Source organism: Acetobacter sp. P1H12_c (genome assembly GCF_018811975.1).
Classification (GTDB): domain Bacteria; phylum Pseudomonadota; class Alphaproteobacteria; order Acetobacterales; family Acetobacteraceae; genus Acetobacter; species Acetobacter persici.
The window spans coordinates 42,367-58,521 of record NZ_JACRVR010000005.1 but is presented as its reverse complement, the minus strand read 5'-3'; the positions used below and the strand labels follow the sequence as shown (position 1 = coordinate 58,521).

The 16,155-nt window shown below is 59.9% G+C and carries 11 protein-coding genes; 9 read left to right on the top strand and 2 right to left on the bottom strand.

Going from position 1 to position 16,155, the window contains the following annotated elements; all coding sequences use genetic code 11:
* Positions 1 to 108 precede the first annotated feature (108 nt).
* Positions 109 to 1,359, top strand: coding sequence for a glycosyltransferase (locus KP699_RS05360; protein WP_215761875.1), 1,251 nt, complete (start codon positions 109 to 111; stop codon positions 1,357 to 1,359).
* Here the strand turns inward: KP699_RS05360 and KP699_RS05355 are convergent.
* Positions 1,328 to 5,365, bottom strand: a complete 4,038-nt coding sequence (locus KP699_RS05355; RefSeq protein WP_308164858.1) for an amino acid adenylation domain-containing protein — start codon at positions 5,363 to 5,365, stop codon at positions 1,328 to 1,330. The genes KP699_RS05360 and KP699_RS05355 overlap by 32 nt on opposite strands.
* Positions 5,366 to 5,611: 246 nt before the next feature.
* Between KP699_RS05355 and KP699_RS05350 the strand changes: the two genes are divergently transcribed.
* Genes KP699_RS05350 through KP699_RS05340 form a run of 3 tightly spaced genes read left to right on the top strand, consistent with a single transcriptional unit; the run spans position 5,612 to position 7,401 of the window.
* Positions 5,612 to 6,019 carry a PadR family transcriptional regulator gene (locus KP699_RS05350; RefSeq protein WP_212355971.1) on the top strand — a complete coding sequence of 136 codons (408 nt, stop codon included), beginning with the start codon at positions 5,612 to 5,614 and terminating at the stop codon, positions 6,017 to 6,019.
* Entirely contained in the window at positions 6,016 to 6,588 is a 573-nt protein-coding gene (locus tag KP699_RS05345; RefSeq protein WP_077931202.1) for a DUF1700 domain-containing protein, read from the top strand. Before KP699_RS05350 ends, KP699_RS05345 begins: the two co-directional genes overlap by 4 nt.
* A gap of 27 nt (positions 6,589 to 6,615) precedes the next feature.
* On the top strand, positions 6,616 to 7,401 hold the full coding sequence (locus KP699_RS05340) for a GIN domain-containing protein (RefSeq protein ID WP_215761874.1): 786 nt from the start codon (positions 6,616 to 6,618) through the stop codon (positions 7,399 to 7,401).
* 77 nt (positions 7,402 to 7,478) lie between these two features.
* Here KP699_RS05340 and KP699_RS05335 read toward each other — a convergent pair whose 3' ends face one another.
* On the bottom strand, positions 7,479 to 7,811 hold the full coding sequence (locus tag KP699_RS05335) for a multidrug efflux SMR transporter (RefSeq protein WP_308164857.1): 333 nt from the start codon (positions 7,809 to 7,811) through the stop codon (positions 7,479 to 7,481).
* A 236-nt stretch (positions 7,812 to 8,047) separates the two neighbouring features.
* On the opposite strand from KP699_RS05335, the gene KP699_RS05330 reads away from it, so the two are divergent.
* The 5 genes from KP699_RS05330 to KP699_RS05310 are packed head-to-tail and all read left to right on the top strand — an operon-like array spanning position 8,048 to position 16,102.
* Positions 8,048 to 9,496 (top strand): TolC family protein, encoded by a 1,449-nt coding sequence (locus KP699_RS05330; protein WP_252346809.1) that lies wholly within the window; start codon positions 8,048 to 8,050, stop codon positions 9,494 to 9,496.
* Between the two features lie 50 nt (positions 9,497 to 9,546).
* On the top strand, positions 9,547 to 10,752 hold the full coding sequence (locus KP699_RS05325) for an efflux RND transporter periplasmic adaptor subunit (protein ID WP_215761872.1): 1,206 nt from the start codon (positions 9,547 to 9,549) through the stop codon (positions 10,750 to 10,752).
* Between the two features lie 4 nt (positions 10,753 to 10,756).
* The gene (locus KP699_RS05320) at positions 10,757 to 13,858 is read left to right on the top strand and encodes a CusA/CzcA family heavy metal efflux RND transporter (protein ID WP_308164856.1); all 3,102 of its coding nucleotides are present in this window, start codon (positions 10,757 to 10,759) and stop codon (positions 13,856 to 13,858) included.
* Positions 13,833 to 14,501 (top strand): response regulator transcription factor, encoded by a 669-nt coding sequence (locus KP699_RS05315; RefSeq protein ID WP_086654935.1) that lies wholly within the window; start codon positions 13,833 to 13,835, stop codon positions 14,499 to 14,501. The genes KP699_RS05320 and KP699_RS05315 overlap by 26 nt, the downstream gene beginning before the upstream one ends.
* Positions 14,498 to 16,102, top strand: coding sequence for a HAMP domain-containing sensor histidine kinase (locus tag KP699_RS05310; protein WP_252346808.1), 1,605 nt, complete (start codon positions 14,498 to 14,500; stop codon positions 16,100 to 16,102). The genes KP699_RS05315 and KP699_RS05310 overlap by 4 nt, the downstream gene beginning before the upstream one ends.
* The last annotated feature ends 53 nt before the right edge of the window (positions 16,103 to 16,155 follow it).

The window sequence follows — 16,155 nt, the reverse complement described above, 5'->3', positions numbered from 1 at the left end:
AGTCACACTCCGTGTGCCCAACCCCTTGGTCGTCTTAAACAAATCCTAAACGCCCTTCAGATATTCTGCCGCGACAGGTATGATAACTGAGCAGTAAGCGGAGTGCGGATGACCATTGTGATCATGACCGTGGGGACGGAAGGAGATATCCGGCCTCATATTGCTCTGGGTGCAGGGCTGGCAGCAAAGGGGCATGCGGTCCGTCTCGCGGCGGATCCGGACTTCGCGCCAGCCATCAGGCGGGCCGGACTGGAGTTTGCCCCCTTAACAGCAGATTTTGCGGGCATGATGCGCGCGCATCCACAGGCACTGGACGGGCGGAGCGGTGCTGCGGCGGCCCGCGTAGTGGTGGAAGAAACACGACGTATGGCGCAGTTCTGGCCTGAACAGGGTCTGGCCGCCGCCCGGAATGCTCGTCTGTTTATCGGGTCTGGCAATGTCACCCTTCTTGCGGCCAGTCTGGCAGAACGTGCGGGTGTGCCCTTTGTGCAAACGCAACTCCAGCCACTGGACGCCAGCCGGGCTTTGCCGCCGGTCTGGTTCCGCCCGCACCCGTTGCCCGGTGCAGCAAACCTCCTGCTCCACGCAGCATTAAGGCAGACCGCATGGGTGCTCACGCGCTCCATTGCCAACTCCGTGCGTCAGTCTCTCGGACTTTCTCTTTATGGCCTGCGTGGGCCATGGCATAATCCCCACGCAACAGGCGGCCGTATCCTCTACGGGTTCAGTCAGCATGTTGTGCCGCGTCAGCCGGAATGGCCTGCACGGATTGCCATGCCGGGCTACTTTGTTACCCCCCCGGCAGCAGAGTATCAGCCCCCCTCTGACCTTGCTGCATTTTTAAAAGCGGGAGAAAAACCCGTCTATATTGGCTTTGGAAGCATGTTGAGTGCCGAAGCCGAGCGCCTTGCTGCCCTCGTGCGGGATGCTGCGCGGATCAGTGGTCTGCGCGTGCTTGTCAGTAGCGGGTGGTCCAACCTACGGCGTTTTCTGGACAATACACCAGACCTGCATGTGATCGACACGATCCCGCATGAATGGTTATTCCGGCAGGTGCGTCTGGCTGTGCATCATTGCGGCGCTGGCACGTCTGCCGCCGCAGTCCGGGCCGGTATTCCAACCGTCCCTGTGCCTTTCGTGGGGGATCAGTTTTTCTGGGGCTGGCAGTTAGGGCGTATTGGCGTCGCAACCCGGACGCAGGACATGCGGACTCTCACCGGGCAGCACCTTGCAGAGGCCATGCAACAGGCCACTCATCCGACCATGACGGACGCCGCCCGGACGCTCGGCCAGAAGGTCCGGGCGGAAAATGGCGTGGCGCGCGCCATTAGTCAGATGAAGGGCTGGGGGCTGATTTAGCTGCCTTCATAATCGGCCTGTTTTCAAAAACCATGATAGACTGGGTCACGTCATGAGCATGGTCACTGTCCAGCATGGAGGCATGTGTGCTGTTCAGGTCCTGCACGCTCAGTTTCCCGCCCAGATAGGACTGCCAGATAGCAGGATCATCCCTGACTAACCCGGCACCGCGCTGCGTGGCCCGAAAAAAGAGCATGTCCGCGTTCAGCCGCTCCGGGATCCATGCCCGCATGAGCTGAAGGTTTTGCCGCACGACAGAACGGAATTGTGCGCAGAGCACCTCGACGTCCCCAAACTCCGCCGGAATCGTCAGGCCACTCTGGAGCATATCTTCCACCACCCTGTCCGCCAGATCTTCCAGCGTATCAGGCCGGTTTTCAGGAAAATCCATCCCCAGCATAGGGATAGCCTGCGCTAACAGGTCTTCGTCCGTCATGTGGGCAGAAGAGGGATTCCCTTCCGAAAGAAGGGGATAGGAGTCCAGCATGACAAGGCTGACTCTCTCCTCGCCTTCCGCATGCAGGAGGGAGGTCAGGGCATGCGCCACCAGTCCGCCCATTGACCACCCGACAAGCGTATAAGGCCCCTCTGGCTGCACCGCGCGGATCTGTTCAAGATAAATCGCAGCCAGATCCTGCATGGTTCGGGGCGCATGCTCTCCCAGCATTAACCCGGCATCCTGCAAGGCATAAACCGGCCTGTTTTCCGGGAAAAACGGGACCAACGTCGCAAAACTGAGGGAAACCCCCAGAATGGGATGCATGCAGAAGATCGGCCGCCCCGCCCCCTCCTCGCTGGCCGCCAGACGCAGGGGCAGAAGCGTTTCCAGCAGGATCGTCTCCTCTGGCTGGACCTGATGCAGCAGCGGTGCCAGTCGTGCAATGGTTGGCGCACCGAAAAGAGCTGAAACCGGCACCTCATACCCCCGCTCAGCAAGGGCTGTCACAACATGCACAGCACTCAGACTATCGCCTCCGAGATCAAAAAAATTATCGTTAAGACCAATGGTTTTGACCCCAAGAGCCTCAGACCATATTTCCGTCAGGAGGTGTTCTTCGGCTGTTTCCGGCTGGCCACCCACAGCAGGACATTCATCGGCCACCGGTGCTGGCAACGCTTTACGGTCCAGCTTGCCGGAGGCCGTCAGCGGCAGATTTTCAACCATGACAAAGCAGGACGGCACCATCTGCGCAGGCAGCAGGCTTTGCAAAAAATCCCGCACATTCGTCATGACGTTGTCCGCAACGCCATTTTCCCACGTTCCTTTTTCCTGCTCCGCAGCAACAAGATAAGCCGTCAGAACCGGCCCGTGAGACCGCTCCCATACACGAATAGCCGCCTGTGCAATACCGGGCAGTTGCAGGAGTGCGGCTTCAATTTCCGCAGGCTCTGCCCGCACACCTCGGATTTTAATCTGCCCGTCCGTGCGACCCAGCACCGTGAGTGTGCCATCCGGCTGCCGGACAGCACGGTCTCCCGTCAGATACAGCCGGGCACCGGGGCGTGTGGTAAACGGATCTGCCTTAAAAACACGTTTTGTTAAATCAGGCTGCCGTAAATAACCTGATGCCACGCCATCACCCCCAATGGCAAGCTGCCCCGGCATACCGGGCGCCATCAGGCCTCCTGCCGCATTGAGACAGTAAAACTGTGTATTGGCCAGCGGCCTGCCCGCGGGTATTAACGCGCCTTCCCGGCAATCCTGTTCCGTGACTTCATGGAAGCTGGACCAGATGGTGGTTTCCGTCGGCCCATACACGTTATACACCGCCCGCGCGCTGGCCAGCAGTTGCCCCGCAAGCGCGTTGGATAGCGGTTCACCCCCTGACAGAACACGCACCTTGCGCAGACTGGCATCCTGCCCGGCCCCCACAAGCATCTGCCATAAGGTTGGTGTCGCCTGCATGATGGTGACATGATAGCGCTGAAGGACTGCGGCCATTAACGCAGGGTCCATGACTGTTTCCCGCCGCGCAATCAGCAGTCTGGCACCTGCTTTAAGCGGTAGCAGCAGTTCCAGAATAGAGATATCAAAAGTGACGGACGTTACGGAAAGCCAGCACTCCTCTGCGCCAAAAGACAAAACCTCCTGCATGCCACACAGCAGATTGGTCAGGCTATGCCAGGAAATAATAACGCCTTTAGGAGCTCCGGTACTGCCGGATGTGTAAATCACATACGCCGTTCCGTGCGGCACAATAGCCGCCCTCGCCTCTTTTGGCTGACCGTGTTGGCTGGCGGGCAGGCCCTCCGGCGTCAGCCCCAGTGAGGCCGCGCCGTCCGGCAAACCTGTTGGCAGAACGTCTTCTGTCAGAAAAAGCGCAGGGCTGGCGTTTGCAATAATGGTCGCATTGCGCTCCCGTGGGCCTTTGATATCCAGCGAAAGCCATGCCGCCCCCACCGAGGCAACAGCCAGCATACCGATGATCTGCCGCCGGTCCCGCGGGACCATCAGCGCAAGAACATCGCCAGCCCCGAGCCTCAATTCCCGCAACCTGTTAGCCAGATGCTGCACCGCGAAAGAAAGCTCTATAAAGGAGACAGTCCCCAGAGCATCGACAACAGCAAGCGCATGCGGCGTGCTTGCGGCATAGCGGGCGAGATCACGCATGCAATCCTGCGTGCCCCAGTGCCGGACGGTATCGGCTTCATCCACCAGCAAGGACGTGTATTCAGAGTCCAGCAACACAGGATACGCCCCAAGCTCCTGCTCCGGGTCTTTCAGCACCGCCTCTATCATGCGCACGAGGCGCGCCAGATGCCGCTCCAGATCCGCCTCTCCATACAAATCCGGGTTGGCATAAAATGCGAGGGAGAGACCCTGACCATCCTGACGGTCGAACACAAAAATCGTCAGGTCTTCCATCGCGCCATTGCTCAGGTTCCGGTTCCGTGCCGGGTGGCCGCCAAAGGAGAGATGATAATCAAAGGGTTCAATATTGATGCCCAGCCGTGACAGATGCGCCTGAGTATCGTGAAACCCAAGAATGCGCCGGAGATCTTCATACCGAAAACCCTGATGCCGGAGCGCACCGCGCATAGCGCGGCGGACCTGTGTAACCAGACTGGGGAAATCCTGTTCCAGACCAAGGCCAAAACGCAACACCACGGCGTTAGCCGCCATGCCGGGCACGCGCCGCATTTCCCGGTCTGTCCGCCCCGTAACGGGCATCCCGATGGTAAGATCCTCCTGTCCGGTAATACGAAACAGATAAAGGGTGAGCAGCGCTGTCAGCATCTGGGGCAGCGTGGCCCCGGCCTGCTTGCCCACCTGCTCCATCTGCGCTGCCATAGCAGAAGGAATGGTCCAGTTGCGGGTGATGAACCCAAGTTTTCGGCCTTGCGCGGAAACCTGTTCCGCACTCTGCAACGATGAGGACAGTGTTGCTGCCGGAGGTGGGTCCTGTAACGTCTGCTGCCAGTAGCTCAGATCGGCCTCCCGCCGTGGGCTCTCCCGATAGGCTGCCTCCTGTGCGACAAGCTGAGAGAGGGGAAGAAACGGCGAGAGTGCAGGCGCGCGGCCTTCCACCAGTGCGGAATAGAGTTCCGCCACGCGCGCCACGACCAACCCGCCAGAAAACCCGTCCATTGCAATATGATGACAGCAATGAAACCAGACAAACCGCTCTGCTGAAAGTTTAAGAAGAGCTGAATACCACAGAGGATCTTTTTCCAGATCAACCGGAGCCATGACGCGCTGCATCATCCACTCCTGCGCGCTGCCGCGAGGGTCTGGCTGGTCTGCAAAATCCACAAAGGGTAAGGGGCAGCGCAGGTCAGGAAGCACGACCTGCTCGGGACTGCGGGCCCCCATGCGGATACTGACCCGCGTTGTCTCGGCCTCCTGTGCCACCTGCACCAGTGCCTGCCGGAACAAGGCGGGATTGACCGGACCGTGGATTTCTATTGCCTCGGCAACATTAAACGTCCCCTCCTGCCGCCGCAAAAGGCAGCCCATCCAGACGCCACGCTGGGCGGTGGTTAATGGTAGCGGAATTCCAGACACGTTTTTGCCTCACACAATCAGACCGGATGTGCAGAAAGTTGCGGGCAGAGGTTACAGTCAGAACCCTTTGCTTTGCGTTAACAGAACGATACTAATTTTTAAGATAGGGTACGAATGAATTTTCTCTGAACCACTACCTTGCAATAACCGGTTCCATTCTGTATTGAATAGCTATCGACAGCTAACAGCGAGTCGTCTGCTCCCGGCACACCGCACGGAACAGACGCTTGCAGAATAGGAAAAGCCGTGGAACCCAACCTCGTTCAGTTCAAGAAAGGCGTGCTGGAACTCTGCGTTCTTGCCCTTCTCTCCAGGGCGGACTCATACGGTTATGATATTGCCAGCCGCCTGTCTGACGCCATTGAAATGGGGGAAGGCACCATTTATCCGCTCATGCGGCGGATGCAGAAAGATGGCCTTGTTTCAACCTATTTTGTGGAATCCCCCTCCGGACCGCCCCGCAAATACTACACACTGACAGAAAATGGTCGCCAGAGCCTGAACAGCCAGCGCACGGCATGGACCGCATTTACAAAAGCCGTGCACGCCATTCTGGGATCTGATGACGCAGCCCACGCCACACCTCCCGAAACCTCCCACTCCCCCGCCACCACTCTGACGGTGCAGAAAACCGTAAGGAACACACAGGCATGAACAGCAGACAGATGTTCCTTGACCAGCTACGCGCAGGATTGAAAGGCCTGCCCCGTTCTGTTGTTGAGGATATTCTCGCCGAATATACCGCGCATTTTGATGAAGGCCGCGCGGCAGGACGCTCTGAGTCCGACATTGCGGCCGCACTGGGGGACCCGGCCCGGCTGGCGCGGGAAGTCCGGGCGGAAACCGGCATTCGCCGGTGGGAGGACGAACGTAATCTAAGCAATGCGCTGGGCGCGATTATAGGGATTCTGGGGCTCGTGGCGCTGGATCTTCTTGTCGTGTGGCCCGTGCTTCTGACCATCGCCTCAGTTGATCTTGCATTTTTTGTCGTGGGAATCTGTGTCTGTCTGGCCGGCAGCCTCCTGCTCCCGCTTGCTCTGATCAACATGATCCCCGGCTTTGAGGGTGACTGGTTTCAGGGCGTGCTGATCACCCTCGGTATGGCCAGTGGCGGCGCGTCTCTAATGGCGCTGTGCGCGCTGTTTACCATCGGCTCCATCAATCTGCTTGTGCGGTATGGCCGTGCCCATTTCCGCCTGCTGGCCCGCGCCAACCCCTCCTGATGTGTCTGTTATAAGGAATTTTCTCTCATGATCCGTGGCCTTACAATGATCGCACTGGGGGGCGCAGCCCTGTCTGCCCTGTGCTTTGGCACCGCGGCCTCTCGCGGGCCGGTCGTTCTGTGGAACAAAGACATTACGTTTACAGATGTAAGCGTATCCTCCACTCCTGAGAAAACCCGCACGATTGACTGGCAGGGCAGCAACCACCTGACCCTCAATCTCCCGGCCCGTATTATTTATAAACAGGGAGACAAGCCGGGCATTATTGTCAGCGGGTCAGAAAGACTGGTGGATCGTGTCACGCTTCAGGACAACACGCTGGACCTTGCAAAAAGCCCGCATAGCGCGTGGCACAACAGTTCCCTGACCATCACGATAACGGCTCCGGCTCTGAACACCATTGTTCTGAATGGCTTTGGATCTCTTGATTTACAGGACTACCAGCAGCCGCATCTTGACCTCACAATTAACGGGGCCGCCAGTGTAAAAGCTCATGGCCACACGGACAGCCTCAAACTGAACATTGACGGTGCGGCCTCGGTCACTCTGTCTGACCTCACATTGTCTGACCTTGATGTGTCTATGAACGGTGCCGGATCTGTCAAAGCCGGACCGACAGGGCGTGTCAAAATCTCTATTGACGGAGCAGGCTCGGTCAAACTGACCAGCACGCCGCAGTCTCTGACACAGCAGATTGATGGGATTGGCTCTGTCTCTCTCCCGCATGATACGGCAAAGCCAGCTCCGACAACAAAGACTCCTCAAACGGAGAAGGACGATGATGAGGACGACGGGAAGGATTTGTCTTTCTGATCTCCTCCACCAGCAAGGATCATAACGGCAAGACAGGCTGGCACAATGCGTCAGCCTGTTTCTTTGTCTGACCCACCTCAGACGGACTTTGAAAGCAGGTTGATAACCAGCACCCCGGCCATGATCAGCGCAATTCCGGCAAGGGCAGGCACGTCCAGAGACTGTTTGAAAACCAGTGCCCCGATCAGGGATACCAGCACAATCCCCACGCCAGACCAGATGGCATAGACCACACCCACCGGAATGGTTTTGATGGGCAGCGAGAGACAGTAAAACGCAACCCCATAGCCGACCAGACTCATGAGACCCGGCAGGCGCTTTTCAAAACCATGCGATGCCGTCAGGCAGGACGTCGCCAGCACTTCAGCCAGAATGGCCACCGCCAGAAAAAGATACGGTTTACCGGGCACGTGTAACCTCACCAGACAACGACAGAATACGGCGCAACGCGCGCATGACTGACCCTGCCAGACCACATGGGAGACAGACAAGACCATAAGGCTGAGAAAAGGCAGGCACTCTATGTTCAGCTTCCTGTCAGGTTCGGGCTGTATGCAGGCTTCTCATACGTTTCTGCGCCCTCTGCCTGCCTGTGCCGGGCCTGTTGAGGGCCGCATCATGTTCAGACCGGGGTGTAGGATATCTGATGAAGGCCTCTCGCTGCTGCCTTGCTCTGCTGATGGCTCTCGGCACTCTGCGCCCGGTCTATGCTCAGACGGCGTCCGCCGCCTTCAGTGAGACCGCATCCCCGCGTGAGCGCCTCTCCTTTCCCGATGCCCTCGCACTGGCCTGGGCGCAGGACCCGCGCCGGGCTGAACTGGGCACCAACCGCCGCTCGGCAGAGGCCCGCGCCAGAGCCGCCGGAAGCTGGTTTGCGGGAGGGCCGTCCCTCTCCGGTTCGTATTTTGATGACCATGCCGTAGGCTCCAACCTCGGCTACACCACGTATGAAGGTGGCGTGAGTGTGCCGCTCTGGCTACCGGGGCAAGGCAATGCCACCCGGAAAGTGGCCCGTGCCGATGCAGAAGCCGCTGCCGAACGCAGCAGTGCCGAGCATATGGCGCTGGCGGTTCGCCTGCTGGATGCCTCCGCCGCGGCTCTGCTGGCCCGCAGGCGTGTTGCAACCACTCAGGCCCTTGCCTCTGCCGCGGCCCGGCTGAACACCACAGTGTCGCGCGCAACCCGTGTGGGGGAAACAACGCAGGCAGACCAGCAAATGGCGGAAGCCGCCCTTGCTACCGCCCGGACGGATGCCGCCATGGCGCAGGAGGAGGCGCAGACCACAGACGCCGGACTGGTTGCCTTGCTCGGCACGCCGGTTGTGCCTGACCTTCTGGCATTTTCTGTACCCGGAAGTGCAGAAGAAAAACTGGTTGCGCATACGGTGGAAGACAATGACCCGCGAGTGCGGGCGGCGCAGAAAGAAAGTGCCGCCGCCCGTGCGGATCTGCTGCTGGCACGACGCTCCTTTATGCCCAACCCGGAGATTGGTGTGGGCGCCATTCATGAAAAACAGTATGGCAGTCCGTGGGATAACCGCGTTGGTGTCAACTTCACCATGCCTCTGCCCAGTGCCGTGCATAATGCCCCCCTGCTGGCGGAAGCCCGCAACCGGCTGGCGGCGGCGGAAACGCAGGAAACACTGGCCCGCCGTATGGTGCGGCAGGAACTGGCGCAAATTCGTGCGCGTCTGGCCGCCGCCTCTGCGGCCCGGCAAAGTGCTCAGACCGCCGCACAGCAACTGGACCGCCGGGCTGACTTGCTGGAACGGTCATGGAAATTGCAGGAAAATTCTCTGGATGATGCCCTCCGGGCACGGCAGGCAGCCTATATGGCTGATCTGGTGAGAGACCGCGCGGAAATCCTCTGGCATAGCGCCATTCTCCGCGCCCTGATTGCGGCAGGCGCGGTGCCGGGACTGGAACAAACACCCACACCACGCCCCACCCAGCCCGGACCGTTAACCGGTCCCGCCTCGGCAGAGAGCGAAACCCTGCATGAGCCGGACATGCCCCACACCCGGCAACCGGGCGAGGCACTGCATATCCCTGAAATGGTGTCTGCTTCCCGCAGCAGCGGCGGGCCGATGCCATGAGCAAACATGCTCAACCCACCTATTTTCATGCCTTGTCCTGCAGAGCCTCCATGCAAAAAGCCAGAGTTATTTTTGAAAAACCGGCAGCCCTGATCATCACATCTCTTGCTGTCGCTTTGCTGAGTCTTCCGGCCCTGCCCATCAGTGCGCAGGCTGAAGAGACCAGCCTCCCTCCCCTCACCCTGTCCGCCGAAGCGGTCCGGAATGAGGGGCTGCGCGTGGTCCCGGTCACGCAGGGCACACTGGCGCATATGGCGCCTGCCATGGCCCGCGTTCTGCCGGATACAACGCGCACCGTCACCCTCCATACAGCAGGGGACGGGAAAGTGCTGTCTGTGCTGGTGCTTCCGGGGCAGAATGTCAAAACCGGTCAACCGCTCGTAACTTATCAGAACCACACACTCCATCTGGCTCGCCTGCAGGATGCGCAGACACGCGCCGCCCTTGCCGCCGCCAGAGCGGATCAGGCCAATGCCTCCGCCGCGTATGACCGCGCCCGTGCGCTGGCGGGCACGACGGTCTCTGTTGGAGAAATGCGCAGACGGCTAGCCGTGCTGAAAGAAACACAGAACGCGGTTGCAACCCATGAGGCTGAACTGGGTGTGCTGGCGCATCGCTTACAGGAAGAATACACCTCTCCCACGGAAAAACATGGCGAGGATGAAACCTCGACCATTATTTCCCCGGTAGATGGCACAATCACGCAGGTTGAAACGGCGATCGCGGCTGATGTCGCGCCCCCTCAGCCCCTGCTGACAGTGAGTGACACGGCCCATGTCTGGGTTGTGTCCGACGTGCCGCCACAGGATGCACAGATGCTGGTGCCCGGCGGCAGGCAGGAGACATTCCTCCCGCCCCCGGGTGATGCCCCGTCTTCTCCGGCCCTGCAGTCCACCATTGCGACCATTGAGACTGCCGCAGACCCGGCAACCGGGCTGGTGCGTGTGCTGAGCCGCGTCGCCAACCCGGCAGGGCATTTACGCCCCGGCATGATGCTGAACAGCCTTCTGCAAACAACGCAGACAGGAACAGGCCTGCTTGTGCCGGCACAGGCAATTCAGAACATTGGCGGCCAGACGGTCGTTTTTGTGCAGACAGCCCCGGGGCATTTTCAGCCCACACCTGTCCACACCGGGATGGAAGAGAGTGACACAACCCTTGTTCTGTCGGGGCTGAAACAGGGGGATCAGGTTGTGAGTGATGGCAGTCTGGCTCTCAAAGCCATGGTGATCCTGCCCGGTATGGATGCGGACTGAGCCTGTGCGCAGCATTTTTGAAAAACTCAATCAGGCCCGCTTTCTGCTTCTGGCCTCTCTGGTCCTGCTCATGGCGGGCGGCTGTCTTGTTCTGTCCGGTCTGCCGGTGGAGGCCGTGCCGGATATTTCCCCCCAGCAGGTGCTGGTTTCTGCCGTTGCCCCCGGTCTGGCGACGGAAGAAGTGGAAAAGCTGATTACTTTTCCAGTGGAAAGCAGCATGGCGGGTATTCCGGGTGTAAAAGACCTGCGCTCCGTCTCCCGCTCCGGGGTTTCGGTGGTTTATATCCAGTTTCAGGACACGTCCGATATCAATCTGGACCGCACCCGCGTGACCGAACGCATGGCGCAGGCGCGTGCCATGCTGAGCATTCCCGGCGTCACCCTGACCTTGGGGCCCCTGACAACCGGCATGGGCGAGATTTTCCAGTTTCAGCTTAAAGGGCCCGGCGTATCGCTCATGGAGCTTAACCGCCTGATGAACTGGACGGTCGCCCCGCAACTCAAACTTGTGCCGGGTGTGGCGGAGGTCAATATTGGCGGCGGCGCTGAAGAAACCTGGAAGATCACGCTCGATCCGACCCGCCTACTGGCCTATGGCCTGTCCGTAGGGGATGTGTACCGCGCTATTGATGCCAGTAACGCCGCAGCCGGTGGCGGCTGGATTGAGCACCATGCCGAACAGCAGGTGGTGGCCGGGCGCGGCCTTTTGCGGTCCCTGCAAGATTTTGGGGCCATTACCGTCAAAACCGGGCCGGGAGGCACGGCCATCCGCTTGCGGGATCTGGGCCGCATCAGCACCGGGCCGCGCACCCGTCTGGGTGCCGTCACCCGTGATGGTGGCGGAGAAATTGTGACCGGCGTGGTGATGATGGAAAAAGGTGCGAGTTCCGATGCCACGCTGGCTGGCATCCGGGCCGCCCTGCCCGCTATCACGCAGTCGCTGCCAAAGGGCGTCACGCTCGATCCTTTTTATAATCGTGCAATGCTGACCAGCCGCACCATTGCCACGGTGCGTGAAAATCTGCTGATCGGCGCCGCACTTGTCGTCGCAGTTCTGCTGGCGGTGATTGGCAATCTGCGGGCCTCCCTGCTTATTGCGTCCGTTATCCCGTTTGCACTGGTCTGCGCCATGACAGGCATGCGGGTATTTGGCATTTCTGCCAATCTGCTCAGTCTGGGCGCGATTGATTTCGGCATGATTGTGGATAGCTCACTGGTGGTGGTCGAGCACGTCCTCAGCCGCCGCCTGCGGGAACCTGATGCGCCGTTTGGCGCACTGGTCCGCTCTTCCGCAGAGCAGGTGATGCGGCCAGTCAGTTTCGCCATTCTTGTTATCATCATGGTCTATCTGCCAGTGCTGACACTGGAGGGTATTGAAGGCCGGATGTTCCGCCCCATGGCGCAGACCGTCATTATGGCGCTGGCGGCCTCCCTGCTGTACTGCGTGGTGTGGATTCCAGTCCTGTGCGTATCCGTTCTGCGGACAGCCCATATTCCGCATGAAACACGCCTGATGGCATGGCTACGCAGGCACTATCAGCCCCTCTTCTCCCTCTGTGCCCGTAGGCCGAAGCTCCTGATTGGCAGCAGTCTGGCCATCTGCCTGCTGGCCGCCGGGCTGGCCATGACACTGGGCAGCGAATTTGTGCCGCAACTGGAGGAAGGTGCTCTGGCGCTGCACGCCATGCGCCTGCCCTCTGCCTCGCTGAGCACCGTGCTGCATACCGTGCAGCAGCAGGAAAAGCTGATTAAAAGTTTTCCGGAGGTGGAAACTGTTGTCAGCAATACCGGCACCGCCGCCATCCCGACGGACCCTATGGGCCAGAATGAAACTGACAGCTTCATTCTGCTCAGACAGCCCATGACCGGACGCTCACAGGCCGAACTGGTTACGGCACTGAATGCTTCTTTGCAAAAAAACCTGCCTGATGCTCTGTATTCCTGGAGCCAGCCTGTGCAGATGCGCATGGATGATCTGCTCTCCGGCGTGCGTACCCCCATTGCCATCTCTATTTTCGGGGATGATCTGCCAACCCTCACCGGCCTTGGGGAACAGGTTGTCAAAGCGCTTAACACTGTGCGTGGTGCGGCGGATGTCATGGCGGAAGATGAAGGCGCAGTGCCGTTTGTGCATATCGACGTCAACCGGGAAAATGCTGGCCGCCTGAATGTCCGTGTGCAGGATATTCTGGATATGGTGGAAGCCGTTGGCGGACATATCGGCCGCCCCGTGACGGCGGAAAACGCTCTTATCGCTACGCAGGCCCAGCTAGACCCGGCATGGACTGGCTCCCTGAGCGCACTCGCGACGCTGCGGGTTCCGCGCGCAGACGGGCGCGGGACGGTGCTGCTCTCTCAGGTTGCGGATATTCGCCAGCAGGACGGGCCACCGCGTATCAGCCGCGATGATATCCGGCGGCGTGTTGTCATACAGGCCAATGTGCGCGGGCGGGATCTGGCATCTTTTGTGGCAGACGCACAAGAGACCGTACAGCGCACCGTCCCGCTTCCGCACGGCTATACCCTGCGCTGGGACGGGCAGTTTAGAAACCTTCAGTCTGCCTCAAAAAGGCTGGCTCTTGTCGTGCCCATTGCCCTGACCCTTATTTTCCTGCTGCTGGTTGCAGCCCTTGGCACCGTCAGGCTGGCGCTTCTGGTGTTCTGCAATCTGCCACTGGCAGCCTCCGGCGGCATTTTTGCGCTCGTGCTGCGCGGACTACCTTTCAGCATTTCCGCAGGGATCGGGTTTATTGCGCTGTTTGGCGTGGCGGTGCTGAATGGCGTGGTGCTTGTCAGCACGGCGGAGCAGATCCGCCGCCGGGGCGCTGGCGCGGCCCGCGCCGGATTTACAGCCGCCAGAGAACGCTTCCGCCCGGTGATGGCCACTGCACTTGTCGCCAGTCTGGGCTTTTTTCCCATGGCCTTTTCCGCCTCTGCCGGCGCGGAAGTGGAACGCCCGCTGGCCAGTGTGGTGATTGGCGGGCTGGTGACCTCCACTCTGCTGACCTTGTTTGTTTTGCCTCTGCTCTATGCGCGTTTTATGAAGGACAAAAGCCGCCCGGAAGAGGATACCAGCCCCTATGCGCATCCTGATTGTGGAAGATGAGCCCCATCTGGGCGCAGCCGTACAAGAACGGGTGCGGCAGGCAGGCCACACGGTAGACTGGTTTACCACGCTGGAAGATGCACGCGCCGCTCTGGCCGCCGTGCAGTATGATGTGCTGCTGCTGGACCTGGGGCTGCCAGACGGCAGTGGGCGAACTTTACTACGGGAAATCCGCCAGACACCCTCCCCGCTGGCTGTGCTGATTACCACGGCGGAAGATCAGGTGAGCGACCGTATTGCCGGACTTTCCGAAGGGGCGGATGATTATCTGGCAAAACCGTATGATCTGGATGAACTGGTTGCCCGCATTACCGCCGTCGGCCGCCGCTACCGGCCACTGGTGGATAATCGCCTGAAAGTCGGCGATATCGAGATTGATCTTGAACGCTCCCGCCTGACGCGGGACGGACAGGCCATTGATCTGACCGCCCGGGAATGGGCACTGGTGGAACTGCTGGCGCGCAGGCCGGGCGCCATCTGCTCGCGTGAGCGGATAGAAGATGCGCTTTATAATCTAGAAGAAGAAATTGGCAGTAACACTATAGAAGTTTTTGTAAGCCGCGTGCGTAAAAAACTCGGTGCAGACATTATCCGCACGGTGCGCGGCCGTGGCTACTGCCTTGAACAGCCCGCCAGCGCATGACATCCGCACCACCCCTCACCTCTGCGCACCATCCCAAACCCATGGCCGCAGAGTTACACTCTTCTGGTGCCACACCAGAGACCCCGGACCCGCACACCCTGCCGGCCTCTGCAGCCAAACCTGCGCGCCCATGGCGGCTGGCAACACGGCTGATCCGGGGTGTGACAGGCGTGGTGGTGGGCTGCCTTGCCATTGTCACGCTCATGACAGCCGGTTTTACAAAATATGAAATTACCGAACGGCTGGATGACTCCCTGCAGGAAGTGGGGGAGCGGCTGCAATTTGCGGTTCTGGCCCTCAAACAGCAGGCACCGGGGCAGGATGTTGCGCATCTGTCCGATATTAAACCAACGTCTCTGGCTTACCAGATTACTGATACCGCAGGCCATGTTCTGCTGCGGTCCTCCAACGCGCCTGCACAGCGGTTTGGCGTTCCGCTATCGGGCGGGTTTTACATGCTCCCGCAGTTCCGGGTTTATGTGACCCCGGCTGCGCAGACCGACCGGTTTATTCTGGTGGGGGAGCCACGCCTGCACCGCACACAGGCCACACACCGCGCCATTCTGATTGCCGTGGTGCCCATTATAGGTTCTGTGCCCTGTATCTGGCTGCTGGTGATCTGGATTGTGCGGCGGGGGCTGCGCCCTCTTGTGCGGTTGCAGGATGAGATTCGTGAACGTGGCAGCGGCAACCTGACCCCTGTGCCAGAACTGGCGTTGCCGGTTGAACTGTCCGCCATTCAGGTCGCGGTGAATTCTCTTCTGGAGCGTTTGCAAAAAGCCCTTTCTGCTGAACGCGCTTTTGCCGCCAATGCCGCGCATGAACTCCGCAACCCGATTGCCGCTTTGCTGGCGCAAGCCCAGATGCTACGCGCTGCGGCACAAGACACATCCCCTGCATCCGCAGCGGCAGAACATACAAACACCACCCCCCACAACACGCCGCGTCCAGCAAACACAGCAGATACCACCCAGCGGCTGGATACGCTGATCAGCCAGATCCACCGGCTGAGCCGGACAGTGGAAAAGCTCCTGCAACTCTCCCGCGCGGTGGCTGGCACGGCCTTACGGCGCGATCGGTTTGACCTGCTGCCTGTCCTGCATGTTGTGGCGGACGAACTGGACCGGCCAGACCATGCCTCCCCGCGTATTGTGATTGAAACGGGCGCTCTGAACACGCTGGAGGTGCTGGGTGATCTGGATGCCGCAGGGATTTTGCTGCGTAATCTTCTGGAAAATGCCCTCCGTTACAGCCCGCAAGGCTCTGCCGTACAGGTGCATGTTACCGCCACGGCGGCCCTCCCACCCTGCTGCCATGCAGAAGGCCCTGCCCCCTCCGGTCAGGCTGCAGTGTTTGAACACGGTGCCTGCGTGACAATCCAGAATCTCTGCGCACCGCTCGCCCCGGATCTGCTCAACCGGCTGACAGACCCGTTTGTACGCGGCAATGCCAGCACGGAGGGCAGCGGTCTGGGGCTGGCCATTGCGCGCACCATCGCCCGGCAAATGGCAATCCGTATGGATCTGTTCTCCCCCATACCGGGGCAGAATACTGGCTTTATGGTGCAACTGACGTTTCAGAAAGCCGCTGGCCGCCTCTGAAAGAAGCAGACAACAAAACGCCGTGCTCCGCAAAGGCTAAACAGGCCTCACAA